Genomic DNA, 25,666 nt, shown 5'->3' with positions numbered 1-25,666 from the left:
CCGTTGAAAAAGCTATTGACATGATACGTTTTGTATCTTAAAGTAAATATACAAATGTTGATACAAATTGTATCTAAAGTCCTACAAGGCTGCAGGAGGGAAGCGAGTGGAACTTAAGCAGTATGCTCAGATCTTAGTGAAAAAATGGTGGCTGATTGCCGCCATCGTTATCGTTGCTGTCGTTGCTACCGGTGTTAAAAGCTACTTCTTTACAACCCCGATTTATCAAGCCAAGGCTACTCTTATTGTCAATCAATCTCCCCAGCAAGCCGGCGTGGAAGCACTGAATCTTGGTCTGCTGCAGTCCAATGTCATGCTTATCAATTCCTATAAAAAAATTGTTGAGTCAGCCTACATCATGGAAAAAGTTGTCGAGCAAAACCAGAACCTGGGCATTACCGCGGATCAATTATCGCAGAAGGTAAAGGTAGAATCGGCCGATGAATCACAGGTGATGGACATCATGTATACCGGAGCTTCATACAAGCAGGCCGCCCAGATCGTGAATACGGTATCGGAAATCTTCAAGGATCAAATCCCTCATATCATGCAGGTCGATAACGTGACCATTCTCGATAAAGCGGATGACAAGGATATTCCCAGCCCCATCAACAACAGCCCAATCCTGAATATGCTGATCAGCTTTATCGTCTCTTGCATGCTGGCAGTCGGCATCATCTTCCTGCTCGACTATCTTGACGACACGATCAAGAACGAAGCGGAAATGCTGCAAACTCTTGATTTGCCGGTTCTTGCGCTGATCAACAAGATTAATAAACAGGACATGGGGCTAAAGAACAAGCCGACAGTCAAGATGAAAAAAGAACGCAATGATGCAACGTACGCGACGCTTAACCAATAAGAACTAATCGAATATAGGATTTGGTTTGGCAGCCCTAGACCTATAAGTCAGGGCTTGTATTTTATAGAGATACTATATTGGATAGGTGAGGGTGAGAGTGTAATGAACAAGGTGAAAAAGGCAATTATTCCTGCTGCCGGGCTCGGAACCCGGTTCCTTCCGGCGACCAAAGCGATGCCGAAAGAAATGCTGCCCATCGTCGATAAACCTACGATCCAGTACATTGTGGAGGAAGCAATAGCATCCGGTATTGAAGACATTATTATCGTAACGGGCAAAGGAAAGAGAGCGATCGAGGATCATTTCGATCATGCTTTTGAACTGGAGCATAACTTGTTCAGCAAAGGCAAGTACGATCTGCTGGATGAGGTTCGGCGCTCCTCCAACGTGGATATCCATTATATCCGCCAGAAAGAGGCGCGGGGGTTAGGTCATGCGGTATGGTGCGCTCGCAATTTTATCGGGGATGAGCCGTTTGCCGTCCTGCTTGGGGATGACATCGTGCAGTCCCGCGTGCCTTGCGTAAAGCAATTGATTGAACAATACGAACGGACAGACCGCTCCGTCATAGGGGTTCAGACGGTCCGTGATGACCAGACACACCGGTATGGCATCGTTGATCCTATCGAAAGCCTCGACCGGCTGTATCAGGTCAAACGCTTTGTGGAGAAGCCAGCTATAGGACAGGCGCCTTCCAATCTTGCGATTATGGGGCGTTATATCCTTACACCGGAAATATTCGACTGCCTGAAAAACCAGGAAGAAGGCGCCGGAGGAGAAATCCAGCTAACCGACGCGATTCAGAAGCTGAACGAGCTGCAAGGCGTGTATGCGTACGATTTTGAAGGAACCCGGTATGACGTGGGCGAGAAGCTAGGATTTATTACGACTACGATTGATTTTGCCCTCAGAAACGAAGAACTCCGTATTCCCCTGCTCGCTGCTATGGAAGAAATGATGCTGCGGGAGCAGTCCAATAAGATTAATTAGAGGTGAATGTTGATGGCTCCGACTCCTCAGCAAAATGATCTCGAAGCAGTCATTGATGCAGCGACCATATATACAGCCTACGAGCGTCGGCCTCTTCGTATTTACTTAATGGTCAAGCGCGGATTTGACCTCATTGCCGCTAGTTTGGGTTTGCTTCTGCTTTCCCCGTTATTTCTTCTTGTTGCTTTTTTAATTAAGCTTGAGAGCCCAAAAGGCTCGGTCTTCTTCTATCAAACACGGGTTGGCCGTAACGAGCAGACTTTCAGAATGTTCAAATTTCGCTCCATGGTAGCTAATGCAGAGGAGATGCTGGAGAGCTTGCTCAGCCAGAACGAAATTGAAGGTGCTATGTTCAAGATGAAGGAAGATCCCCGGATTACAAAGGTCGGCAAATTTATCCGTAAAACAAGCATCGACGAGCTTCCTCAGCTGTGGAACGTCATCCGCGGAGATATGTCGCTGGTAGGTCCACGACCTGCACTGCCCCGTGAAGTTCATGAGTATACAAGCTACGATAAGCTCCGTCTCAAGGTATTGCCTGGTTGCACAGGTTTATGGCAGGTAAGCGGCCGCAATGAGCTCAGCTTTAAGGAAATGGTCGAACTTGACCTGAAATATATCGAGGAGCGGGGATTTCTGTTTGATCTGAAGTTGATGCTGCTGACGGTAAGGGTCATGTTTGGTTCCAAAAACGCTTACTAGACGCATCAGCGAAACGGAGGGAGATTGGCATGAAGCTTGTCCTGTTATCGGGCGGATCTGGAAAAAGGCTGTGGCCGCTTTCCAATGATGCCCGTTCCAAGCAGTTTCTGAAGGTGCTCGAGGATGAAAGGCATCAACTCGTATCGATGGTACAGCGGGTATGGGGACAAATTACGGAGCGGGGTCTGGGGGATAGCAGCTTTATTGCTACCGGAAAATCCCAGATGGAAATGATGCATAATCAGATCGGCCGTCATGTGCCGCTGATTATCGAGCCGGAACGAAGAGATACGTTTGCGGCGATTGCCTTAACGGCTGCTTATCTCTATTCGGAGCAAGAAGCCGGACTGGACGAAGTGATTGCGATTCTTCCGGTTGATCCTTTCGTGGAAGGCCGCTTCTTTGACGAGGTTAAGCAGCTGGAGGTTGTCCTAAATGACTCCGGAGCTAATCTCGCCTTGATTGGCGTAAAACCAACCTATCCTTCCTCCAAATACGGTTATATCGTACCCTCTGCCTCCGGCAGACAGAATGATTCCGGTTACCGGCAGGTGAACCGATTCGAAGAGAAGCCGTCGGAAGAACGGGCGGGTCGGCTGATTGAGCAATATGATGCGCTATGGAATTGCGGCGTATTTGCGTTTAAGCTTGGCTTTCTGATCGGGATACTCGAGCAGAAGGGGCTGCCGCTTCATTATAAAGAGCTGGTCAGGCAGTACCATACCCTGCCGAAGGTCAGCTTTGACTATGAAGTGGTTGAGCGGACAGAGCATATCGTTGTCCGTCCGTATGAAGGGTATTGGAAGGATCTTGGCACCTGGAATACGTTAACGGAAGAGATGGGCAACCGTCTCATCGGCAAGGGTATGATCAGCGAGGATAGCGTTAACACGCATCTGATTAACGAGATTGATATCCCCGTCTCGATACTGGGTTTATCCAATGTAGTAGTGGCCGTGAGCCCGGACGGCATTCTCGTGGCGGACAAAAGCGCGAGCCCGCGGGTGAAGGACTTCATTAATTATAATCAGGGACCGATGTTCGAGGAGCGGAGCTGGGGATGGGCGCGTATTCTGGATGATCAGCGTTACGATGACGGCCGTTTGGTCGTGACAAAGCGGGTAGGCATCCTGCAGGGTCGCAACATCAGTTATCAGCTGCATATTAACCGGGAAGAGGTATGGACAATCGTAAAGGGCGAAGGCGAGTTCATCCAGAACGGCAATTATATGCGGGTAAAGGCGGGCAACGTGCTTCATATTCCGATGAAGACGCTGCACAGTATCCGGGCGGTGTCCGAGCTTGAAATTATCATCGTGCAGTCTGGCAACGGGGATGAAGACAGCCGGCTCGTCGAGCTGTATAATACCTGGGAAGAAGTCGAAGAGCATTGTACGAATATGTAGAAAACATGCAAGAATAACGAATAGGCGCATTCTTCTCCATTAGGAGAGCAATGCGCTTTTCTATTAAATAAATCTAATCTATCGAAGAGGGCTATTCGCGGTTGCCGTTGCTAGATTGGCTGCATATATGAAAGGAGGAGAAGAAAGGAGGAGGATGTATGGCGACAGGCAAAACAAGCAACATGGGCATGAACAGCTGGGGAACTTCCGAGACGGTCAAACCATCCGAATTAAACGCAAATTTTGCTGCACTGGACAACGAGCTTGGTGCGATAGGATTAGACATTCGCTGGAAGGGGGCTGATGCCAGCGGTGCTGCCGGCAGCTACAATGCTCTCCTCGCAGCGGTCAACGACACGGCAACAACAGCGATTTTTATTCCGCCCGGCGTATATCTGATTGAAAAGAGTATCACAATCCCCGCGAACAAACGACTGGAGTTCGCCCGCGGTGCCCGGCTGAAGCCTGCAAAAGCGATTACGATTACTGTAAACGGAACCATCGCAGCGAGTCTTTACGATTGGATCTTCGATATTTCGGCCGGAGGATTCATTGCGGGTACGCCAAAGGTAGGCGATATTTATCCGACATGGTTTGGTGCGGCAGGCGACGGGGTTACGGACGATACGGCGGCTTTCCAAGCCGCGATGGCGCTATGCAATAAAAAGTATCGGATCTTTATGCCGGTCGGCAAATACCGGATTCGGCAGACGATTACGAATAACTCCCGTGGGATGTACGGAGCGGCGACCTTTTTGGACGACGGCCAATCCGGCTCGCTTCTGCTCTGGGATCCGATTGATACGAAGACCGATCTGCTTCCATGTATCCGTATAGAGAACGCGGGAATCGACGCGAATTTCGAAGACTTCGGCATCTATGGTCCGATAGCGTACAATACCGCTAATCTCGCAGCTTGGATAAATAAAAGCATGTACGAGCAAAACCAATATACGATGTTTGCCGCAGGAACGGTAGCGATCGAAGTTGCGGGCGGAGCAAGACCTATTTTCCGCTGCGTTGCGACCCGCCAGGTAAAGGTGGGCCTGTTGCTCAACAGTACCGATGGCCATGTGACAACTTACGACTGCTCCTGGAATGGGCTGATCGGCATGTATTGCATGCGGAACAGCGAGGATTATTTCGTTCAGGGCGGCATGGTGTCGGGTGCATTCTGCGGTCTGATGCTTGGCGTCAAAGAGCATGCGGGGCATTACGGAGGAATGGCGGTTACGTTCCAACGCGTTCACATGGGTTACTCGCCTTATGGCATTTACCAGGTAATCGATTCCCCTTCCGTACCTGATGTCGTAAACGGAATTTACGGTACTTTGGATTCGGTTCGGTTCGAATATGTCGGCGAAGCGGCAATCAAGCTGCTCCCAGCCTCGTTGTCGGTAGGCTTATCGATCTCGGGCTTCGGGATGTCCTGGTCTACGCTAAATTCGTCGGCTACGGAGTTTGCACTCCCGGATGCTTTGAAAGCGCGCAATACGAAGCAAAGCTATGCGGTCTACTTCGGCACGGTCGCGAATTGCGATTTCAATGACATTGAAGGGACGGCAATGCTGTCGGGAGCGCCCGGCCAACTGGGAACGGCTTATATCGAATATTTAGGCGATGATGTCATTCTGACAGGGCTGCAGCCGGAATATTGCGTTATTGCGGAGCGGTATATCGATACGTCGCTTCAATACTCAACACCGCTGCTTGTCGGGCAATCGATCCGCGCCAAAGCCAACAACCCGCTTGGACACGGCAACCTCATCCAAAATCCGGAGCTGCTGAAGAGCTGGACGACAACGGGGGCCGCGTTATCCTTGGTGACCAACTTGGCCACGCTGCCCGTACCTTTCTCCGCGGAGATGAAAACTTACGTGGAAAAAGGCATCTCGGCAGTATTGAAAATAACGCCAAACGGCAACAGTCCGTATGTCGCGATCCCGTTTAACCCTATCCCGCTTTCCGTTGATACAAACCGTTACATTGCCTTTGAATATTTTATCCTCTCTCCGCAAGCGAGCTGCCGCAGCCGGCTGGAATTCGGCAGCTCGATGACGCTGTATGATTTCACCTTCGACGTGACGGTTAACCAATGGACGAAGATCACCTGCAATGAGCAATACGCGCCTAACGCCAACGCCTACTCGGCATCGTTCTTTGACCTTTCCCCAAGCGCGCCGACATATATCGCAGCCGTGATGGTCGCATACGATTACAACGCAGCGTACTCCCCTTACAATCATGCCTACGCGAAAGCCGCAATCGAGAGTGGAGATGCCTTTATTCTAACCGATAAATCGACGGGGGCAAGAGGACGTATCGAGCTTGTAAACGGTAAATTGCAAGTGACATTGTTGCCTTAACAGAGTCCGAAACTCTTGAAAATGGTGAAAGCCAGTTATTCTGCTTATACCGGGATAACTGGCTTTTTCATGTAGAATAAGCTTGACATGCTACTAATTGTATCATAAAGTTATATACATAATGTATCAAGAAGCCTTGGCGGAGGTGCAAAGTGGAGATTAAACAATACTTTAGAATTGTGCTAAAAAAGTGGTGGCTTATCCTTATACTCGTTCTGCTTGCCAGCGTGATTTCGGGGATAAAAAGCTCCTTTTATACGACACCGATCTATGAAGCCACGGCTAAACTGATCGTCAATCAATCCTCGGGTGCGTATCAGCAGGGATATCCGGATGTCGGATTGCTTCAGAGCAACCTGATGCTGATGGATTCCTACAAAGAGATTATCAGCTCCGCTGCCATACTCGATAAAGTAGTGGAGAAAAACCCTAACCTCACAGATTCCTCATACGAAATGTCCAAAATTCTTCAAGTTTACTCTTACGAGAACTCCCAGGTGCTTAACCTGACCTATCAGGCAACTTCTTATGAGAGCGCGGCGGAGACCGTAAACGCGATCTCGCTGGTGTTCAAGGAAGAAATTCCGAAAATTATGAATGTGGACAACATCACGATTCTTAATGAAGCGAAAGTAAAGGATACCCGGCCTCATTATCCGGTTAACATCAACCTCGTAACCAGCATTCTCGTCGCTTTCGTGTTGTCTCTGCTTGCTTCCGTTGCGCTTGTCTTGATTCTTCATTTCCTGGACGACACCTTGAAGAACGAAGAGGAATTGAAAGAGGTGCTCGGCATTCCGCTTCTCGCGGCAATGGGCAAGATGAAGAAGGAAGATCTGCGCGGACGGCGCGGAGAGCAAGTCTTAATTCGCAAGGAAGCGGGTGGTGATAATGTCTATGCGTCGATCAACCAGTGACAACCGGCTAGTTGTCCTGCTTAATCCAAGCTCGCCGGTAGCGGAGGCTTACCGGACGCTTAGAACCAATATTCAATACTCTTCGGTAGATGCGCCGATTCAATTGCTGATGGCAGCCTCAGCGCAATCGGGTGAAGGGAAATCGACCGTGATTTCAAATCTGGCGGTTGCCTACGCGATGGAAGGAAAGCGGGTACTGCTCATTGATACAGATCTTCGCAAACCGACCATTCACCGGATCTTTGCGCAGACGAACAGGCAAGGCCTTACCAATCTGCTGACCTCGGAAAGCTCCCTGCAAGAGGTTATCAAGGATGGCGGAATCGACAATCTGGATATCATCACCTCCGGACCAACGCCTCCCAATCCCGCCGAGCTGCTGGGATCCCACCGGATGAAGGTCATTCTTGAGGAACTTAGGGAACGATACGATCTGATTCTGTTTGATACCCCGCCTGTCCTTCCCGTAACGGACAGTCTGATTATGAGCTCTTATTGCGACGGCGTTCTTCTTGTTATCCATGCCGGGAAGGTGAAGAAGGCGTATGTCCGCAAGGCGAAGGAAAAGCTGGATTTTGTGCAGTCCCGAATTATAGGAGCGGTATTTAACCAGATGAAACGGCAAGATATCGCATTCGTGAAATATTACGGAACCTCCAAGTAACAAGCGAGTAACAAATTCTCTCGGGAAGGATAAGTGAATGACTCATGAAGATCAGTGTCGTCATCCCGTCCTATAAGCGCGTAAATAGCTTGAAAAACGGCTTGGAAGGATTATTCAACCAGCAGAGGCTGCCGGATGAGATCATTGTTGTCGCCAGGGATTCGGATCGGGAAACGATTGAATTCCTCTCCGGTTATCCTTCGGGGCTGCTGAGGCAGGCCATTGTACATAAGCCGGGAGCGGTGGCGGCATTAAACGAAGGTTTCGGGCAAGCCTCCGGGGACATCATTGTCATGACGGATGACGATACGGTTGCTTACCCGGATTGGCTGGAACGTATCGAAAAGCATTACAGCATGGATCCCAGGCTTGGGGCTCTTGGAGGAAAGGACTGGGTCTATCATTCCGGCAAGCTGGAATACGGTCATTCGGAGGATGTCGGAAAGCTGTATTGGTTCGGGAGGATGTCCGGCAATCATCATATCGGAATCGGGAAGGCCAGAGAGGTTGATATTTTGAAGGGGGCTAATATGAGCTTCCGTAAGGAGGCAATCCGATCCATCGAATTTGACGATCGGCTCAAAGGCGGCGGCGCCCAGGTTCACCTGGAAATCGGCATATGCCTGCGCGTGAAGCAGGGAGGCTGGCACGTCCTTTACGATCCAAGCGTATGCGTAAACCATTACCCGGCTGAAAGATTCGATGAGGACAAGCGGAATGCTTTTAACGAAACCGCATGTATCAATATGGCGCATAATGAAACCTATATCATCCTGAAGCATTCGGGCGCATTCCGAAGAGCAGTCTATCTACTCTACAGTATGCTCGTTGGAAGCAGCCCATCTCCCGGATTGTTGCAAATGATTCGAATGGTTCCGCGTGAAGGCATTTCCGCTTTTCGGAAATTGCGCACGACATACACGGGCAGATGGGATGGTTGGAAAACGTGGAAAATGTGGTCAAACTCTTAGATACTACCCGAAACATTCTGCTCAAGGGCATCAGTATAATAGCCGTATTGCTAATGGTGCTGATTATTGGCTATCTGGCCGCCGTCCATGATTATTATGCGGGCTTGTGGCAGCTTTCGATTGTTATGGCTCTCACTTTGATTGGATGGTTTATCCAGCAGGTTAAGCCGGTCCTATACCTGCCCTATCTGCTTGCGGTATGGGCGATCTATCCCGAACTGAGGCGTCTGCTCGATTGGAGCTTTGGAGCTTACAGTGAAACACCGATCTTATCTACTGCCCCCTTGTTTGTAAGCCTCGTTATGCTGATCCCAATTGTCAAAAACTTCAGGAAGCTGTCGAAAACGGTGCTCCGAATCGAAACGATCGCCCTCTCTGTTCTGCTTTACGGATTTTTGATCGGCATCATTCAATACGGCGGAATTGCCGCCAGCTTCGACCTAATCAACTATGCCACTCCGCTCCTCATAATAGCTTACGTGAATGTCAGCCCTTTCCAAAGCCAGACCAGGGATTGGCTGCTCAAAGGCTTTGCTTATATTGCCGTCCTTGTGGCTTTATACGGCATCTATCAATATTTCCTTATCCCGCCCTGGGATAAGTTCTGGATGATTCATTCGGAGATGCTGTCGATCGGAAAGCCGGAGCCGCTTAAGGTAAGGGTGTTCTCGACGCTTAACTCTCCGGGCCCGGCAGGCGTGTTTTTCGGATTTGCTCTTGCAGTTATGACCATGAACAAAAAATGGCGGGCATTAGGATTAATCGGAATGGTTATCGTCGCTTTCGGGTTTCTGCTCACGCTTGTTCGCAGCAGCTGGATCGCGCTTGCGGCGATGATCCTCGTCTATTTCCTGCAAGCCAAGTCTACCCATAAATTCAAGCTGCTCACAATCCTTGTCGTGCTGTTCTTATGTTATCAATTCATTTTGCCTGGATTGCCCGGCGCGGAGACGATTACGAACCGATTCGATACTTTCGGCAATTTGAATGAGGATGTCTCCTATAACGACCGTCTTGCATTCTCGACATTCATTTTGGACTCGATATCGGTTAATCCGATGGGCAATGGCCTTGGCAGTACGGGGCTTAGCGCAAAGCTGAACGAAAACGCAATGCAGGTGTTCGATAATGGTTTTCTGAACATCTTTTATACGTTTGGCTTGCCGGGAGGGCTGGCATTTCTCGGTTTCCTGATCTATCTCTCCATTCTTGCTTTAAAAAGAGAGAAGCAATCGAGTCAATATTATCATCTCGCCTTTGCTTCGATGGCAGGAGCCGCAGTACTGCTTATGAGCAACAATTTCCTGCCGGGAAGTGGCGGGGCATGCTTATGGTTTCTCGTATCCATGATTTTCTTGAGGGGGGAGAAGGAGAAGTATGAAAATCTGCTTCGTCACCCATAAGGTGAAAAAAGGCGATGGACAAGGCCGGGTGAATTACGAGGTTATTCTTGAAGCCCTAAGACAGGGACACGAAGTTATGATTATCGCTTCCGAGCTGTCGGAGGACCTCGCAAAGCATCCGAAGGTGGAATGGAGAAAGGTGTCCGCAGGCCGACTGCCTACCGAGCTGCTCCGCAATCAGTTGTTCGCCGTCCGTACGACGTTCGAACTGTTATTGAGAAAGAGGCAGCTCGATCTCGTTGTTGTGAATGGTTTTGTGACTTACGCGAAATCGGATATCAATTGCATTCATTTCGTTCATAGCGCATGGCTGGCATCACGCTATCATCCTTACCGGGAACGCAAAAGCTTTTCTTCCTTGTATCAATGGATTTATACGGGGTTGAACCGTTATTTGGAGCAAAATGCAATGAAGCGGACTTCCGTTGTTGTTGCCGTGTCGGATCGGGTCCGGCAAGAGTTGATCCAGGATGCGGGTGTTGGCGGGGAGCGGATTGCGGTTATAAGGAACGGCGTTGATCTGCAGGAATTCCATCCGAATCGGGCAACACGCGCAGACCTTCAGCTTGACGAAGATAAGCTCTATGCCTTGTTTGCCGGCGACATAAAGTCTTCGCGCAAAAACCTCGATACCGTTATGAAGGCTCTAAGCCACGTTCAGGATGTCCATTTGCTTGTCGTTGGCGATACGACGGGAAGCCCGTATCCGAAAATGGCTGCCGAGCTTGGAATAACCGGCAGGGTGCGGTTCCTCGGCTACCGGACCAACATGGCCGATTGGATGTCGGTTTCGGATATGTTTGTTTATCCTTCCCGTTACGAGCCCTTTGCTCTTGTCCTGCTGGAAGCGATGGCGGCCGGCACGCCGGTTATTGCAAGCCGCATCTGCGGGGCATCCGAGCTGTTTACCGATAAATTTGCCATAGGTATCGATGATCCGGACAATACGGAAGCCTTGACGGACGCTATTCGGAGCCTGGCGACTGACCGTGAGCGGTTAAAGCGGATGGGCGCCGATGCCAGAAATGCCGCTCTTAGGCACTCCTGGTCGAAGATGGCCGAGCAATACATACGATTACTGGAGGAAGCAGTCGTCCGCAAGTCTGTGCCTCTTGTAGAACCGTGAAAGGAAGCCGCATATGGCCCTATTTAATGTACTGAAACGAAAAGATAGCTTCGGCTACATGGCGCAAATTTTTGCCTCCAATGTGTTTATTCTCGTCCTTAACATGCTGACGGGTATTATTGTAGCCAGATACCTGGGACCGGAAGGACGCGGAGAGCAGGCTGCCATGATTATGTGGCCGCAGCTGTTGTCCTATGTCGTGACGCTTGGACTTCCTTCTTCGATCGTGTATTACATGAAGCAAAAGGGCAGCCAACAGGGCTCCTTATACGTCGCTTCTCTGTGGATGTGCTTTACTCTCGGAATTTTCTCGATGATAGGCGGGCTATTTTTTCTTCCCGAATGGATGAAGGGTTATTCCCCGGGAAAAGTCGAGTTTGCTTGCTGGGCGTTGATCCTGATTCCTTTTAGCCTTCTTGGCGTTATTAACAATGCCGTTCTTCAGGCGAGAGAGGAATACCGGCTGTACAACCGGATCCGCTATCTGCCTAATATTATTACGCTTGTCCTGCTAGGTCTCATGGTTGTCTCCGGACAGGTCAATTCCTTTTATTCTTCGGCTGCTTATCTTGCTCCGACACTGCCGATAACGCTGTGGACCATGATCAGGCTGCTCCGTATCTATTCGATTAAACAGAAGGATATTATTGCCTCATCCAAACAGCTTGTCCAATACGGGATCCGCTCTTACGGTACGGATCTGGCGGGCACGTTATCGTATTATATCGATCAGGTGCTGGTTGTAGGCCTGCTTTCCCCGGCTAGTCTGGGGATTTACCTGGTCGCACTCAGTCTGGCGAAAATGCTGGACGTCATCCAATCCTCTGTCGTATCCGTCCTGTTCCCGCAGGCGTCCGGACTGCAGCGGGAGGAAGCGATCCGGCTGACGCTTAAAGTGTACCGAATCAGTATGGTTATTACGCTGGTTTTTGTTGCCGCGGTTATTCTTCTTGCTCCTTACGCTTTGCTCATTCTGTACGGTCACTCCTACGAAGGGGCAATCCCGGTGTTTCGGGTGCTTGTCCTGAGCACGGCTGTCGCAAGCGCAACCTGGACGCTGTCACAAGGTTACATGGCGACGGACAAACCCGGAAGAGCGACGCTTCTGAAGGTGCTGTCCCTATTTATGAATGCTCTGTTTATTAATATATTTACTCCTCACATGGGCATTATCGGGGCAGCTTACTCCTTGCTTCTATCCGCATTCATTAACTTCTTGCTTATCTTGTTCCTGTATTCCTATGAGATGAAGCTGAAGTGGTCCTCTTTCTTCTATAACAAGGAAGACTGGATATGGATGAAAGAGATGCTGAGGAACAGGGGCAGGAGACATAAGGAAAGCAGCGAGGCGATTAGCGGATAAATAAGGATGACAGAAAAGAGTGATACCGATGAAAGTTCTGACGACCGGATTAGGATGGAACGAATTGCAGCCCGGGGGGCTGAACCGTTATTTTGTGGATTATAACCAGGCTCTCCGGGAGCACGGTCATGCAGAGCTTGGTTTGGTAGTCGCGGATCCGGGCATGAAGCTGGAGACTAGCCTCAACGTAGCCAACACGGTTAATCATGGAGAAGGCGGCCTGCTGGCCCGGATAAGATCGGTGCGAAAGCATACGCTGAAGGCGCTGGAGTCCTTCCGCCCCGACGTGTTTAATCCGCATTTCGCGCTTTACGCATCGATGATATCCCGACAGGCGCTGCCGGAGCATATTCCGATCGTGACCCATTTTCACGGGCCTTGGGCGATGGAATCCAAAATTGAGGAAGGCGGCCGCTCCGCTCTATTCCGGGAGGTGCGGTATTTGATGAAGAAGCAGGTCGAGCAGGTCACATACCGCCGTTCGGACAGCTTTATCGTGCTAAGCGAATATTTCCGCGATATCTTAACGGATCATTACGGCGTAGACCGCCGGAAAATACATATTATACCGGGTGCCGTGGAGCATGAACGGTTCAAGCCGCATTCGGATCGGGAGAACCTGAGGAAAAGGCTTGGAATCAAGGCGGATCAAAGACTTCTTTTCTGCGCGCGCAGAATTGTACGTCGTATGGGAATAGACCGTCTGATCGAGGCAATGAGATTGGTTGCGGACAGTCATCCCGAAGTACTTCTGTTTATCGCGGGGGACGGTCCGATGCGGAGCGAATACGAGAGGCAGATTGAGAAGCTGGATTTGTCTGCCCATGTAAAGATGCTTGGCAGAGTATCCAATGAAGAGCTTGTCGAATGGTATCAGGCAGCGGATTACAGCATTGTCCCCACGATTACGCTCGAGGGCTTCGGCCTTGTCACGATTGAGTCTTTGGCATGCGGAACTCCGGTATTCGGGACGCCTTATGGAGGCACCAAAGAAATCCTAAGCAAATTTTCCCCCGAGCTCCTTTTCGAGGAAGGAACAACGGAAGCTATCGGCGGCAAGCTGATTGACGCCTTGGGAGGGAAGATCTTTTTACCGACGCGGGAAGACTGCCGGAACCATGTGCTGAAGCATTATACCTGGAGTACCGTGACTTCTGCGGTTACGGACGTATTCAAGGAGGCGCAGGAGAAACGGAGAAGGGGAGGCGCGTTTGGATGAGAATCGCCTATTATAACCATACCAGCTCCGTAAGCGGGGCGGAAATGAATCTGCTTGTGACTGCCGCGCATTATCAGCGGGCTGAGGTAACGGTTATGGCTCCGGAAGGCGAGCTGCTGGAGCGTGCTCGGAAGGCGGGGCTGGCCGTGATGGCCTTGCCAAGCTATAACGCCAGATTATCCCGCAATCCTTTTCGGCTGGCAGCCGGGATTATAGGAATGATAAGGGCCGGAAAACAGTTGTCGGATGCGGCAATGGCAGGCAGGGCGGAGGTTATCCATGCAAACTCGCTTCGCGCGGGGATGATGGCCTCTCTATTCTACTGGCGTCACCGGATCCCGGTTGTCTGGCATCTTCACGACAACCCGCCGAAAGGTCTTGTCGGCAAATTAATCCGGATGTACGCCGCGAGAGCGGCTCAAGCGTTTATTGCGATTTCCGAGCCTGTCAGTGTGGGATTGGGCAGCTCTTCGGGGCCAGTGCATCTGATTCATAACGGGGCCGTTCTCAGCCATTACTCCGAGCTGGAGAAAAAGCGATACCGAATAGAGCTTAGGCGGCAATTAGACACGCCTGCAGGGGGCAGGGTTATGGTTATAATCGGGCAAATTACGCCGTGGAAGCGGCAGGAGGATGCGATCCGGGCGCTGCAATTCTTAATTCAACAGGGAGAGGAGAATTATTTATGGATTGTCGGGGAGCCAAAGTTCCGAGAGGAGAACATGCTTTATCTCAAAAAGCTAAAGCGTCTGGCGGATGAATTAAGCGTCACCAAGTATATCCGGTTTACAGGCTTTCGGAACGATGTGGATCAGCTATGCTGCGCAGCGGATCTGCTGCTCTTATGCTCCGAGAATGAGCCGTTTGGGAGGGTTATTATTGAGGCAATGGCGCAGGGAACGCCGGTCATTGCGACAAGCGGCGGAGGAGTAGGCGAGATTATCGAGCACGGAAGAAGCGGCTTGCTATACGAGACCGGAAATATTCCCCAGCTTGCGGATTCGGTCCGATCCTTGCTGAACAACGACAGGCTGCGCAAGCAGATCAGCATAAATAGCGTTGAACGGGTCAGTGGACATTTTTCTATTGATCAGGCCGCTGCCAAGACGGAACGCGTATACGCTCAAATGGTAGGGGAGAAAACGGGAAGAAATAAAGGGCTTCAGCAGACTAAGGGGGTGGCGAAATGAATTACCGGATTGCCATTGTACACGACTATTTGAATCAAATGGGGGGAGCGGAGCGGGTTGTCGGCGTTATGCACAAGTTGTTTCCGGACGCTCCGATTTATACGACGATCGTAGATCGCGAGAAACTGCTTCCCGAGCTGCGCACGGCGGATATCCGAACAACCTGGATGCAGCGTATCCCGAATATTCTACGGGACTTCAAGCTGTATTTCTGGCTGTATCCATTTGCGGTCAGGTCTATCGATCTCAAGGGATACGATATCATCGTGAGCTCCAGCAGCGCTTATGCGAAAGGCATACGAAAGCCCGGCAACGCCGTGCATTTATGCTACTGCCACTCGCCTATGCGGTTTGCCTGGAACTTTGACGGTTATATCGAGAACGTGAATGTATCGAAGACGCGCCGTGCGGTTGCCAAGTGGCTTACTTATCCGCTTCGGCTGTGGGATAAGGCGAATTCGAAGCAGGTGGACCGACTGATCGCCAATTCGAGCGTGGTAAAAGGACGGATCTCGAAGTTTTACGGACTTGATTCCGCCGTCATTTATCCCCCGGTTGAGGTTGACCGTTTCTCCCTGAGCGAGGATGGACCCAAAGATTATTTCCTTGTTGTCTCCAGACTCGTCTCGTACAAAAAAATCGATATCGCGGTTGAAGCCTGCACGCGTCTGGGACTCAAACTGCTGATTGTCGGAGACGGGGATGACCGGAAGCGGCTCGAGAGCCTTTCAAGTTCAAACGTACAGTTTCTTGGTAGACGGAGCGATGAAGAGGTAACCGGCTATATGCAGCATTGCCGTGCTTTATTGTTTCCTGGGCTGGAGGATTTCGGGATCACCCCACTGGAGGCGAATGCATGCGGGAGGCCGGTTGTCGCCTTCCAGGCAGGCGGCGCGCTTGATACGATCAAAGCCGGCTTAAACGGCATGTTTTTCAAGGAACAGACGACGGAATCATTAATGGAAGCATTGTGCGAATTTGAGACCAAAGAGTGGGATCCCGGGTTAATCCGTAAGCATGCCGAATCCTTTAACGAGCGTTACTTTATTGAACGGCTGTTATCCAGCCTGCAAAGCGCGATTGATCCTTTAGGCAGCAGCCTCCAGCATTACGGCGTAGAAGCAGGCGCGCATGCAAGTTCTTAGCACGCCCTATTTTGCTACATTTTGTTGATTTATCAGGTCTACATTGATACAATTAGTATCAAACAAGAGGGTAGGTGAGATCCAATATGGAGCACAACAAGCGAATGTATACAGCCTACGGATTACGGCTCGCAAGCGAAATCGAATTGCCGGAGTTGCTTATCGGAGCGGATGACGGGTCTGAGCCTGATGCTTGGATCACTTACGCCGATTTAAGCGGCTATGTTGCGAATTGGGAGCCGGATAGACTTAATTGGGCGGATGAGGAGCAGGTTCTGATCTATGTGCCTGGCGTAGCCTATTACCGCGTGTTAAGTAACCTCATCGAAGTGATGCCCCTAAAAGACGTGGATCCACGGCAATTCCGTCTATATATTGTTGGCGCATGCTGCAGCGTGCTGCTCGTCCGAAGAGGCATTGTGCCGATGCACGCAGGCGGTGTGGTGATTGACGGCAAAGCTTACGCCATTCTTGGCGATTGCGGCGCGGGAAAATCTACGCTGGGAGCCGCTTTTATGGAAGCGGGCTACAAGCTGTTAAGCGATGACATTGTTGCGGTAGCGATGAACGAGAAGACGAACGAGCTGACGGCTTATCCCGGTTATCCGCAGCAAAAGCTTTGGCGTCAAAGTCTGGAATATTTCCAGCGCGAAGCGTCGGATTACCGGTCGATCCTTCAAGACTACGATAAATACGCGGTTCCTGTTACGGACCTGTTCCACAAAGAACCGATTCCGCTCGCCGGCATATTCGAGCTGGAGAAAGCGGATGTCCCTCAAGTTCGGATTCATCCGTTAACGCCGCTGCAGCGGGTGCAGCTGTTCCGTTATCATTCGTTTCTAGACCGCGTGTTAAAGGAAATGAAGCTGGAGCAATGGCTGTTTACCTTCGGAACCAAAGTGGCGCTGGCTATTCCGTTCTATCAATTAAAGCGGCCGTCTGCCGGATATACGGCGCCGGAGCTGGTTAGTCAAATTCTACATACCGTGAGAGAAAGAGAGATGATTTCACTATGAGTCAATCCAGTGTGCTGATACATGAACGTATCGTTCAGGCGGAAGGCTTTCTTGTAAGCGATATGGGCGGCGAGAAAGTGATGATGAGCATTCAGAGCGGCAAATATTTCAATCTGGGACATTCGGGCGGAGAGATCTGGGAGCTGCTTGCGGCGCCGACGACGCTGGAAGAGATTGTAGACCGGCTTTGCCTCGAGTACGAGATTGAGAGAGAAGTTTGCGTGAATCAAGTGGCTTCTTTCCTGAAGCAGCTGGCGGAGCAGGGGCTAATTGTCAACGCGGGAGCGTGACGGTCAGATGGGACGGCTGCGAAAATTTCTGGCTTCCGACAGAGCGTTTAAGCTGCTGCTTCTGGAGGCCTTCGTGAACCTGGGCAAGGCCCGCATTATGAAGGCGGTTCCTTTTGCGAGAACGGCTCCGAAGCTTGGCGTCGCGATGAAAGAGACTTCCTATACGGATTCCGGGGAGGAAACGGAGCTTATCCGTAACATTGCCCGGGCCGTGCGGATTATGAGCCGCTATACCTTGTGGGAGAGCAAATGTCTCGTGATGGCCATTGCCTGCATGAACATGCTGGAGAAGCGCCGGATCGAGAGCACCTTGTATCTTGGAACGATGAAAAATGAAAAAGGAACCATGAGCGCGCATGCCTGGCTCCGGACGGGGCCGCATGTGGTGACCGGTGCGGAAATTATGGATCGTTACACCGTCGTTGGCATTTTTGGCAAAGTGCTGAGGTGATAAACAAGCAAGGGGAGAATAGTGATGAGCCAACCTTGGGTGCTGGATATTAGCTCTTTTTCAAACGAACTGCGTTTTTTGCTGCGATTGCTGCGCAGTGACAATAAATTGGAAGCGGAAGAGGCTGTACTGCTATCCCATGAACTGGATTGGCCGTTATTTCTCCGGTTTGCCGTTTATCACGAGACTTACCCGATCCTTTATCCCATGCTTGTTCAACTTAATGCCAAGCAGCGGTGGACGCCGGATTTCGTTATGGCTAGACTGCGAGCCCTGTATACGCGCAATACGATGATGATGCTGCAGCTGCGCGGGGAGATGGAACGCGTGAACGGGCTGCTTGAAGAACGGGGAGTAAGGTCTTTGTTTCTGAAAGGCCCCGTGCTTGCCGCCATGCTGTACGGCGATGTATCCGGACGTACCTCCGGCGACCTGGACATTCTGGTCGCCAAGCAGGATTGGGACGCCAGCGTGCAGCAATTGCTGTCAGCCGGTTACGTTCTGGCGGAGCAGTATGAAGAGGAAGAGGTATTAAATAATACCGAACGAAAAACGCATCATGTCTCCTACATCCACCGGGAGAAAAATATTGAAGTGGAGCTGCATTGGAGCCTCAATCCGGATACCGTGATCGAACCTTCCTTTGAAGAGCTGTGGGCGCGCCGCCAGGCGGGTCCCCTGCACAAATCGGTATTTACGCTGGGCAATGAAGACTTGCTGGTGTACCTGATTCTGCATGGAACGCGGCATGGCTGGTCATCCCTGAAATGGCTGTTGGATATAGACCGGATGATGAACCAATTCCTCAACTGGAACCGAACAAACCAGTTGTTCGGCGAGAGCGGTAACCGAATGCTTGGAGGGGAGGCGTTCTTGCTGGCTACGCAGCTGCTTGGAACCCTGCTTCCTGAGGAAGCTCATGCGATGACGCATGAACCAAAGGCATTGCGGCTTGCACGGATGGTTCTTCCTTTTATCCGGGAGGAACTGATCCTGTATCCAAAGCCGGAGCGCAAAGACATTGCGGTGCTCTTCAACCGTTATTTGCTGGCAACAATGAGTCCCCGGCAGAAGATGCTATATTTGACCAACAAGCTGTATCCAAGCTCGAAAGATAGGAGCGTTCTGCCTTTGCCGCGGTCGCTGCACTTTTTATACTTTCCCCTTCGTCCATTCTTATGGTTTTGGAGACAAGTGAAGCGGCAGGCGCCTAAAGAGGAGGCTTCTTCGTGAAAGAGATGCTTCTTTTAGTCCGAAAGCTGTACGCTTCCTCCGGCAACAGATTGTATCTCCATCTCTTGTTAATGCTGCTTGTCAGTTGCCTTGAGGGAATCGGCATCTTCCTGATCATTCCGCTGCTTAGCTTGATTGGCGCGTTTGATATGGACGTAGGCGCGATTCCCTTTATCTCAGCCGCGATGGAGAAGCTGCAGCAATCCCGCATTCCGCTTAATCTGCCAATCATTCTTCTTCTGTATGTACTGCTCGTAGGAGGGCAGGCGCTGCTGCAGCGGAATCAAATGATATTAGGCATACGGATTGAACAGCGTTACATTAAAAAGTTAAGAATCGAGACGCACGAATCCTTATTGAAGGCCAAGTGGGAATTCTTCTTAAACCGCCGAAACTCCGATTTCAATCAGGTTCTGTCGACCGAGCTTAACCGGGTAAGCAACGGCATCAGCATGCTGCTGTCGCTAGTGTCGGCGGCTGCCTTTACCTTGATCCAGGTTGGCTTTGCGATGTGGCTGTCTCCGACTCTTACTTCGATTATTATTGCCAGCGGGCTGCTGTTGTCTCTTGTTTCACGGAAGTTTGTGCGGAAATCCGCCAAGCTGGGAAAGGAATCCACCAAGCTGTTTCAGAGTTATTTTGCGGGCTTGAGCGATCATTTCAACGGCATTAAAGACTTGAAGAGCAATCTGCTGGAGTACTCGCATATCCGCAAGTTTATGGAGCTGTGCGGAAAAATCGAGGCAAACTACGTAAGAGCATACCGGGTGTATGCCAATTCCCAGTTTCTATACCGGGCTTCGTCCGTTGTTCTGATTGCCGTGTTTGCTTACGTTTCGATTAAGCTTCTGAAGGTTGTACCCGAGCAGCTTTTGCTGGTTGTCCTCATTTTTACCCGTTTGTGGCCGAGGTTTATTACAATCCAGTCGAGTCTGGAGCGGATGATGTCGCAGCTTCCCGCCATGCAGGTGCTGACCGAGCTGCAGAAGGAGAGCCGGAACGCACGGGAGTCGATTCTGCTGCAGGAAGCGGGCACGATAGAGCCTCTTCGGTTAAAAGACGGCATTACTTGCGCGAACGTTAGCTATCGCTACGATAAGTCTTCCTCTCGGCTTGCTTTGCGCAACGTTGATGTTTCCATACCGGTTAATCAAATGACCGCGATCGTTGGGAAATCCGGAGCAGGCAAAAGCACTTTCGTAGACATGCTTATGGGATTAATCGAGCCGGAAGCGGGAGAAGTGCTTGTAGACGGCAAGCCTCTGACGAAGGGAAAGTTATTGGCATACCGGCATTCTATCGGTTACGTCGCACAGGAGCCTTTCCTGTTCCATGGCACATTGCGCGAGAACCTGCAGCTTGTTGTTCCGGATGCCACCGAGGATCAGATTTGGGAGGCGCTCCGGTTCTCATCCTCCGATGAATTCGTCCGCAAGCTTCCTGAAGGTCTTGATACCGTTATCGGAGATCGCGGTGTTCGTTTGTCCGGCGGAGAACGGCAGCGGATTGTGCTTGCACGGGCGATTCTGAGGAAGCCTTCCATCCTCGTATTGGATGAGGCGACCAGCGCGCTCGACAGCGAAAACGAGGTTCAAATCAAGGAAGCGCTGGACCGGCTGAGAGGGAAGATGACCATCATCGTTATTGCCCACAGGCTGTCTACCATCCGGCACGCGGATCAGGTCATCGTGCTGGATAACGGCGAAATCGTTCAGCAAGGGGGCTATATGCAGCTGTCGATGGAGACTAGAGGAACTTTCAGGAAGCTGTTAAGCTATCAGACCGAGGCCAACGCTTAAGCGTTGGCTTTTTTTGGTTATGGGCTTAACGGAGTGAAATGTAAAAAACCCGTTCCCAGCTCGCCGGTAACGGGTTTTTCGTTATAGGAGGTGAAGAGAATTATTGTCTGTGGCTGCCATGGAATGTTGTAATCGAGTTAACCTCGACATCACCATCGAAAGTCATTTTTACGTCGAGCACTTCCAAAGTTGGTGCTTCCCATACTTTTTTCATACTGTCACCTCCTCTCCCATGTTGAAGTATCTCCCTATGTACGAGATACATTACGTTTCTGATTATAGCACAATTGATACGAATTGTATCTATTTTACCGAAAATGTTTTTCTCTCTTTTTAAACATTTTTAGTTGACGGACATTTGGATATAGTGGTAATATTTATGCAATAAATGGAATCGGCACACATACGGAAGCACCGTAGAAGGCCGCAGTTAAACTGCGCCTTTTACGGTGCTTTTTTGCGTTTGCCGGAAGAAGAAAGGCAGGAGCAGGCAGGTGAGACATCAATTAGTGATTGCGGTCAAGGAGCAGGATTATGTAAGAAGACTGGCCGATTACGTGCGAGACAGCCCGTTCGGCGAAATGTGGCAGCTGACGGCCTTCACTCATGCGGAAGCGTTCGTACAGTTTCTGAAGTCAGGTTATCCGGTACACGGAATTGCCGCACAGCCTTATATGCTGGAGGCCGCTGCCGGGATATTGCCCGAGGGAGTTCCGGTTGCTGCGCTGGTTGCTGCGCCGGGCCAGCTCCCGCTTTATCATGAACTGCTTCAATATCAGGCGCTGCCGGGTCTATTGCAGAGGATGGCTTCCTTAATGGCGCCTGTTTCGAAGGCGGCTGCCAGAGAGCAATCCGTTCAAGTCATTGCCGTTTATTCAGCATCCGGCGGAGTAGGAAAAACAACGCTGGCCAGACAGCTTATTCATACGGCAGCGAGCAGAGGTCAGCGAATATTTTATCTCAACCTGGAGCGCTGGAATGCGGTGGATACGTGGCTGGAGTCCGGGGCGGTACATGGAGATGAGGGCTTGTCCCAGCTGCTATACATTCTCCAATCGCATCCCGACAGGGTTGGAGAGTGGCTTGGGCGGCACAGCAAGCGGCATGCGCTTTTGCGCGCGGATTATCTGTTGCCTTGTTCGAATCCGGAAGACCGTTTGACGCTTCAAGCCTCGGATGCGGATGCCATAGTACGGGCGATCGCGGCAAACGGACAATACGATCTGATTGTTATCGATCTGGATGAAGGGCTGGATGAGCTGCACTTGTCCGTACTGGAGCTAAGCCACGAAGTGATCTGGCTGGTAACGGAGGATCCGGCTGTTCAGCGGAAGAGCCAGCTGGCCTATCAGTACGGCGTGCAGCGTTTCGGGGAGCGTTTCCGATTGCTGGAGCCAAGGCTGCAACTAGTCGTCAACCGCAGTGAAGGCCAACTGCATTCGAGACGAAGCATTTTTAAGCCGGCTTGCGCGTTCCTTCCTGATACGGCCGCAATGGGCAGGGGGGCAGCCGCCGTTCTTGCGTCGCCTCCGTATATGGCAGCAGTGGAAAGGCTATACCTGCAGCTGGCGAAGGAAGAAGGAGGTGCGCCAATTGCTAACGGATGAAGCGGTTCTTGAGTTAAAAAACCGGATTAAGGACCGGCTTGATTACTCCGGCTCGGTAACGGACGAACAGTTAACCGCCATCGTGGAGCAAACCGTATTTTCCTGGAGCAGCAGCCGCCCTTTAACCGCTTCGGAGCTGGCTTCGCTCGTTCGGCGCCTGTTTCATTCGTTCCGGGGGCTTGATATTTTGCAGCCGCTTATGGATGACCCGACGGTAACGGAAGTTATGATCAACCATCATTCGGAGATCTTTATCGAACGAAGCGGCCGGCTTAGTCTGCTGCCCGCAGCTTTCGAGAGCAGAGAGAGGCTGGAGGATTTGATTCAGTCCATTGTCGCAAGCGTAAACCGGGTCGTCAATGAATCTTCGCCGATTGTAGACGCCCGTCTCAAGGATGGATCACGCGTCCATATCGTATTGCCGCCCGTTGCGCTTAGGGGACCGGCGATGACGATCCGTAAATTTCCGGAACAGCCGCTGACGATGGACGAGCTTGTGGCAAAGGGAGCTTTAACCGGGGAAGCGGCGTTTTTTTTGCAGCAGCTTACGAAGGCACAATACAACATTTTTATTAGCGGCGGTACCGGGACGGGAAAAACAACCTTTCTTAATGCATTGTCCCAATACATTCCCAGCGACGAACGCTTAGTCACGATTGAAGATTCCGCCGAATTGCAAATCCGGAGCGTTCCTAACCTTGTTTCCCTTGAGACGCGGAATGCCAATACCGAAGGGAAAGGGGAGATTGCGATTCGCGATCTGATTCGGGCGTCGCTTCGGATGCGTCCTAACCGCATTATTGTTGGGGAGGTACGCGGCGGAGAGGCTTTGGATATGCTGGCGGCTATGAACACGGGCCATACGGGCAGCATGTCCACCGGTCATAGCAACGGTTCCAGGGATATGATGTCCCGGCTGGAAACGATGGTGATGAGCGCGGCGGAAATGCCGGTTCAGGTCATCCGCAAGCAAATCGCTTCGGCTTTGGATATTGTGATCCATCTTTCGCGCTTCAGGGACCGTTCCCGCCGCGTGACGGAAATTTGCGAGATCGTCGGGATGGAGGATGGAGAGATTGAGGTCCGGCCGCTTTTCCAATTTGAAGAGGAAGGCGAGGAAGGCGGGAGAGTGATCGGCACGCTTAAGCGCACCGATTATAAGCTCTGTCATACCGATAAGCTGAGGATGGCCGGCATTAAGCTTGCGGAGGAGGTAACGATATGCCCGTAATTCGAGCTGCGCCTCTAGCGGCAAAAGTGCGGACGATACTGGAATGGTGCGGTTGGGACTCGTCATTTCAGGCTGGAGGCCGGCGCATAAAGCTGCCAACCAATGTTAAGCCGCTTCAGAACTATAACGAGTACCAGCTGTCATATAAGCAGTTTATGGGATCGGCGGCTGTTGGCTTCGTCCTTGTTTTCGCTGCCGTCTACCTCATCTACCATTCCTTTATCGTATCCGGTTTGTTTGCCGCTGGAGGCCTGATTGCTCCAAGACTGTACAAGTCCTTCCTGCTTGCCCGGCGAAAGGAAAGGCTCCAGCTGCAATTCAAAGAGGCCTTGTATTCCTTAGCCTCATCGCTGGCCGCCGGCCGATCGGTGGAAAATGCTTTTTTGGCAACGATTGACGATCTCAAGCTGCTGTACCCGGACCCGAATACGGAACTTCTGCTCGAATTCCAGATTATCAAGTATCGCCTCGATAACGCGGAACCGCTAGAACAGGCGCTGCGCAGCCTGGCAAAGCGTGCCCACCTGGACGATATTACGCAATTCGCCGACGTGTTTGCGGTATGCAAACGCTCCGGAGGGGATCTGGTTGAAGTGATGAAACGGACCTCGCAGACGATCGGCGAAAAGCTTGAAGTCAAACAGGAAATTTCCGTATTGCTTGCGCAGAAGCGTTTTGAAGCGCGGATTATGATGGCTGTTCCTTTTGCCTTCCTCGGTTTTCTGAGCGCTTTTGCCCCCGATTACATGAAACCCTTGTACGGGGGAGGGGGATATGTCCTGCTGACCATCGGCCTTGCCGTATTGTCCTTTTGTTTCTGGCTGATCCATCGGATTATGCAAATACGCGTGTAGGAGGCGTGGAATGGCTTTTCTTGTACTGCTCTTGCTGCTGTTTTGGGGACTGCTCATAGGGAGGGACGGATTGGCGCAGCTTCTGAAGAAGGGACAACCGGGTTGGAAAGGATTATTGCTCGTTAGACCCTTTGACCGGCTGCTGGAACGCGGCAAGCTTTACGAGCATCTGCAGCTTCCGCTCAGCAGCTACCATTCGAAGCAGATTATCCTGAAGGGCACGGATTGGCAGCTGAATCAGACAAAACAGCATATAGCGGAAACTACGGGTTTCGGCTATGCCGTGTTGTGCAGCTGCACTCTTCTGGCCGTGCTGGCGAAGGAGCCGCTGCTTATCGGGATTGGAGTGCTGATAGGCTTGCTGCTTCCGGTCAGGCCTTTTATGGAAGCAGGCCGGCTGGTTGAACGAAGAAAACAGGCGATTGTTTCCGAGCTGCCGGAAGCGCTTAGCAAGCTGATGCTGCTTGTTGGCGCGGGGGAACCGGTACTGCAGGCGTTCTCCCGCTGCCTGGATGGGAAAGATCCGGCTGCGCAGCCTTTATATAAAGAGTGGGACAGAGTGGTTATCGCCTTAAGGAACGGGGAGTCCTTCAGTACGGCGCTTGAGCGGTTCAACCGGGGCTGCGCCGTTCAGGAGGTATCTATTTTTACTACGGTCATGCTGCTTAATTACCGCAGGGGCGGCGATCAATTTGTCCTTGCACTAAGGGAAATCTCTTACTCCTTATGGGAGAAACGCAAGGCGGTTGCCCGTTCCCGCGGGGAAGAGGCTTCCTCCAAGCTTGTTTTTCCGCTAGTGGGCATATTGCTCGTGTTAATGGTATTTGTTGCGGCTCCGGCGATGCTGCTCATGTCTTGAAC

General features: G+C 51.2%; 24 protein-coding genes. 23 read left to right on the top strand and 1 reads right to left on the bottom strand.

Translation table 11 applies throughout. The features are described from left to right. Nucleotides 1-106: 106 nt before the first annotated feature. From PGL01S_RS02045 to PGL01S_RS01955, 19 genes are all read left to right on the top strand, one after another. Complete coding sequence (locus PGL01S_RS02045) at nucleotides 107-862, top strand: YveK family protein (RefSeq protein WP_127490889.1); 756 nt, start codon at nucleotides 107-109, stop codon at nucleotides 860-862. Between the two features lie 102 nt (nucleotides 863-964). Continuing rightward, nucleotides 965-1,852, top strand: a complete 888-nt coding sequence (gene galU, locus PGL01S_RS02040) for a UTP--glucose-1-phosphate uridylyltransferase GalU (RefSeq protein WP_127490888.1) — start codon at nucleotides 965-967, stop codon at nucleotides 1,850-1,852. Nucleotides 1,853-1,864: 12 nt separating this feature from the next. After that, nucleotides 1,865-2,554 carry a sugar transferase gene (locus tag PGL01S_RS02035; RefSeq protein WP_127490887.1) on the top strand — a complete coding sequence of 230 codons (690 nt, stop codon included), beginning with the start codon at nucleotides 1,865-1,867 and terminating at the stop codon, nucleotides 2,552-2,554. Between the two features lie 29 nt (nucleotides 2,555-2,583). After that, the gene (locus tag PGL01S_RS02030) at nucleotides 2,584-3,960 is read left to right on the top strand and encodes a sugar phosphate nucleotidyltransferase (RefSeq protein ID WP_127490886.1); all 1,377 of its coding nucleotides are present in this window, start codon (nucleotides 2,584-2,586) and stop codon (nucleotides 3,958-3,960) included. Nucleotides 3,961-4,118: 158 nt separating this feature from the next. After that, nucleotides 4,119-6,326 carry a glycosyl hydrolase family 28-related protein gene (locus PGL01S_RS02025; protein WP_244935483.1) on the top strand — a complete coding sequence of 736 codons (2,208 nt, stop codon included), beginning with the start codon at nucleotides 4,119-4,121 and terminating at the stop codon, nucleotides 6,324-6,326. A 152-nt stretch (nucleotides 6,327-6,478) separates the two neighbouring features. Further along, nucleotides 6,479-7,243, top strand: a complete 765-nt coding sequence (locus tag PGL01S_RS02020) for a YveK family protein (RefSeq protein WP_164775346.1) — start codon at nucleotides 6,479-6,481, stop codon at nucleotides 7,241-7,243. Then, entirely contained in the window at nucleotides 7,218-7,907 is a 690-nt protein-coding gene (locus PGL01S_RS02015; RefSeq protein ID WP_127490884.1) for a CpsD/CapB family tyrosine-protein kinase, read from the top strand. Before PGL01S_RS02020 ends, PGL01S_RS02015 begins: the two co-directional genes overlap by 26 nt. A gap of 44 nt (nucleotides 7,908-7,951) precedes the next feature. Further along, on the top strand, nucleotides 7,952-8,878 hold the full coding sequence (locus PGL01S_RS02010; RefSeq protein ID WP_127490883.1) for a glycosyltransferase family 2 protein: 927 nt from the start codon (nucleotides 7,952-7,954) through the stop codon (nucleotides 8,876-8,878). Continuing rightward, nucleotides 8,854-10,281: an O-antigen ligase family protein gene (locus PGL01S_RS02005; RefSeq protein WP_164775345.1), complete on the top strand. Its 1,428-nt coding sequence runs from the start codon at nucleotides 8,854-8,856 to the stop codon at nucleotides 10,279-10,281. The genes PGL01S_RS02010 and PGL01S_RS02005 overlap by 25 nt, the downstream gene beginning before the upstream one ends. Beyond that, nucleotides 10,256-11,407 carry a glycosyltransferase family 4 protein gene (locus tag PGL01S_RS02000; RefSeq protein ID WP_127490881.1) on the top strand — a complete coding sequence of 384 codons (1,152 nt, stop codon included), beginning with the start codon at nucleotides 10,256-10,258 and terminating at the stop codon, nucleotides 11,405-11,407. Before PGL01S_RS02005 ends, PGL01S_RS02000 begins: the two co-directional genes overlap by 26 nt. A 13-nt stretch (nucleotides 11,408-11,420) precedes the next feature. Next, nucleotides 11,421-12,770: an oligosaccharide flippase family protein gene (locus tag PGL01S_RS01995; protein ID WP_127490880.1), complete on the top strand. Its 1,350-nt coding sequence runs from the start codon at nucleotides 11,421-11,423 to the stop codon at nucleotides 12,768-12,770. A gap of 28 nt (nucleotides 12,771-12,798) precedes the next feature. After that, nucleotides 12,799-13,989, top strand: a complete 1,191-nt coding sequence (locus PGL01S_RS01990; protein ID WP_127490879.1) for a glycosyltransferase family 4 protein — start codon at nucleotides 12,799-12,801, stop codon at nucleotides 13,987-13,989. Continuing rightward, a complete protein-coding gene (locus PGL01S_RS01985; RefSeq protein ID WP_127490878.1) occupies nucleotides 13,986-15,179 on the top strand; it encodes a glycosyltransferase family 4 protein in 1,194 nt (397 codons plus the stop codon). Before PGL01S_RS01990 ends, PGL01S_RS01985 begins: the two co-directional genes overlap by 4 nt. Beyond that, nucleotides 15,176-16,324: a glycosyltransferase gene (locus tag PGL01S_RS01980; protein WP_127490877.1), complete on the top strand. Its 1,149-nt coding sequence runs from the start codon at nucleotides 15,176-15,178 to the stop codon at nucleotides 16,322-16,324. The genes PGL01S_RS01985 and PGL01S_RS01980 overlap by 4 nt, the downstream gene beginning before the upstream one ends. Before the next feature lie 86 nt (nucleotides 16,325-16,410). Next, nucleotides 16,411-17,340 (top strand): phosphoenolpyruvate carboxykinase (ATP), encoded by a 930-nt coding sequence (locus PGL01S_RS01975; RefSeq protein WP_127490876.1) that lies wholly within the window; start codon nucleotides 16,411-16,413, stop codon nucleotides 17,338-17,340. After that, nucleotides 17,337-17,630 carry a lasso peptide biosynthesis PqqD family chaperone gene (locus PGL01S_RS01970; protein ID WP_127490875.1) on the top strand — a complete coding sequence of 98 codons (294 nt, stop codon included), beginning with the start codon at nucleotides 17,337-17,339 and terminating at the stop codon, nucleotides 17,628-17,630. The genes PGL01S_RS01975 and PGL01S_RS01970 overlap by 4 nt, the downstream gene beginning before the upstream one ends. A gap of 7 nt (nucleotides 17,631-17,637) precedes the next feature. Next, the gene (locus PGL01S_RS01965; RefSeq protein WP_127490874.1) at nucleotides 17,638-18,081 is read left to right on the top strand and encodes a lasso peptide biosynthesis B2 protein; all 444 of its coding nucleotides are present in this window, start codon (nucleotides 17,638-17,640) and stop codon (nucleotides 18,079-18,081) included. Between the two features lie 24 nt (nucleotides 18,082-18,105). Further along, nucleotides 18,106-19,314, top strand: coding sequence for a nucleotidyltransferase domain-containing protein (locus PGL01S_RS01960; RefSeq protein ID WP_127490873.1), 1,209 nt, complete (start codon nucleotides 18,106-18,108; stop codon nucleotides 19,312-19,314). Then, nucleotides 19,311-21,113, top strand: coding sequence for an ABC transporter ATP-binding protein (locus PGL01S_RS01955; protein ID WP_127490872.1), 1,803 nt, complete (start codon nucleotides 19,311-19,313; stop codon nucleotides 21,111-21,113). The genes PGL01S_RS01960 and PGL01S_RS01955 overlap by 4 nt, the downstream gene beginning before the upstream one ends. A gap of 100 nt (nucleotides 21,114-21,213) precedes the next feature. Here PGL01S_RS01955 and PGL01S_RS01950 read toward each other — a convergent pair whose 3' ends face one another. Next, nucleotides 21,214-21,327: a paeninodin family lasso peptide gene (locus PGL01S_RS01950; RefSeq protein ID WP_164775344.1), complete on the bottom strand. Its 114-nt coding sequence runs from the start codon at nucleotides 21,325-21,327 to the stop codon at nucleotides 21,214-21,216. Nucleotides 21,328-21,607: 280 nt separating this feature from the next. On the opposite strand from PGL01S_RS01950, the gene PGL01S_RS01945 reads away from it, so the two are divergent. From PGL01S_RS01945 to PGL01S_RS01930, 4 genes are read left to right on the top strand one after another with little or no spacing between them, the layout of a single operon-like run. After that, nucleotides 21,608-22,720: a P-loop NTPase family protein gene (locus PGL01S_RS01945; RefSeq protein ID WP_127490870.1), complete on the top strand. Its 1,113-nt coding sequence runs from the start codon at nucleotides 21,608-21,610 to the stop codon at nucleotides 22,718-22,720. After that, entirely contained in the window at nucleotides 22,698-23,951 is a 1,254-nt protein-coding gene (locus tag PGL01S_RS01940; protein WP_127490869.1) for a TadA family conjugal transfer-associated ATPase, read from the top strand. The genes PGL01S_RS01945 and PGL01S_RS01940 overlap by 23 nt, the downstream gene beginning before the upstream one ends. Continuing rightward, nucleotides 23,942-24,805, top strand: a complete 864-nt coding sequence (locus tag PGL01S_RS01935; RefSeq protein WP_127490868.1) for a type II secretion system F family protein — start codon at nucleotides 23,942-23,944, stop codon at nucleotides 24,803-24,805. Before PGL01S_RS01940 ends, PGL01S_RS01935 begins: the two co-directional genes overlap by 10 nt. Nucleotides 24,806-24,815: 10 nt before the next feature. Next, nucleotides 24,816-25,664 carry a type II secretion system F family protein gene (locus PGL01S_RS01930; protein ID WP_127490867.1) on the top strand — a complete coding sequence of 283 codons (849 nt, stop codon included), beginning with the start codon at nucleotides 24,816-24,818 and terminating at the stop codon, nucleotides 25,662-25,664. The last annotated feature ends 2 nt before the right edge of the window (nucleotides 25,665-25,666 follow it).

The sequence above is a fragment of the Paenibacillus glycanilyticus NBRC 16618 genome (assembly GCF_004000805.1).
Taxonomy (GTDB): Bacteria; Bacillota; Bacilli; order Paenibacillales; family Paenibacillaceae; genus Pristimantibacillus; species Pristimantibacillus glycanilyticus.
Note: the sequence above shows the minus strand (reverse complement) of the source record. Positions and strands in the feature narration are given on the sequence as shown.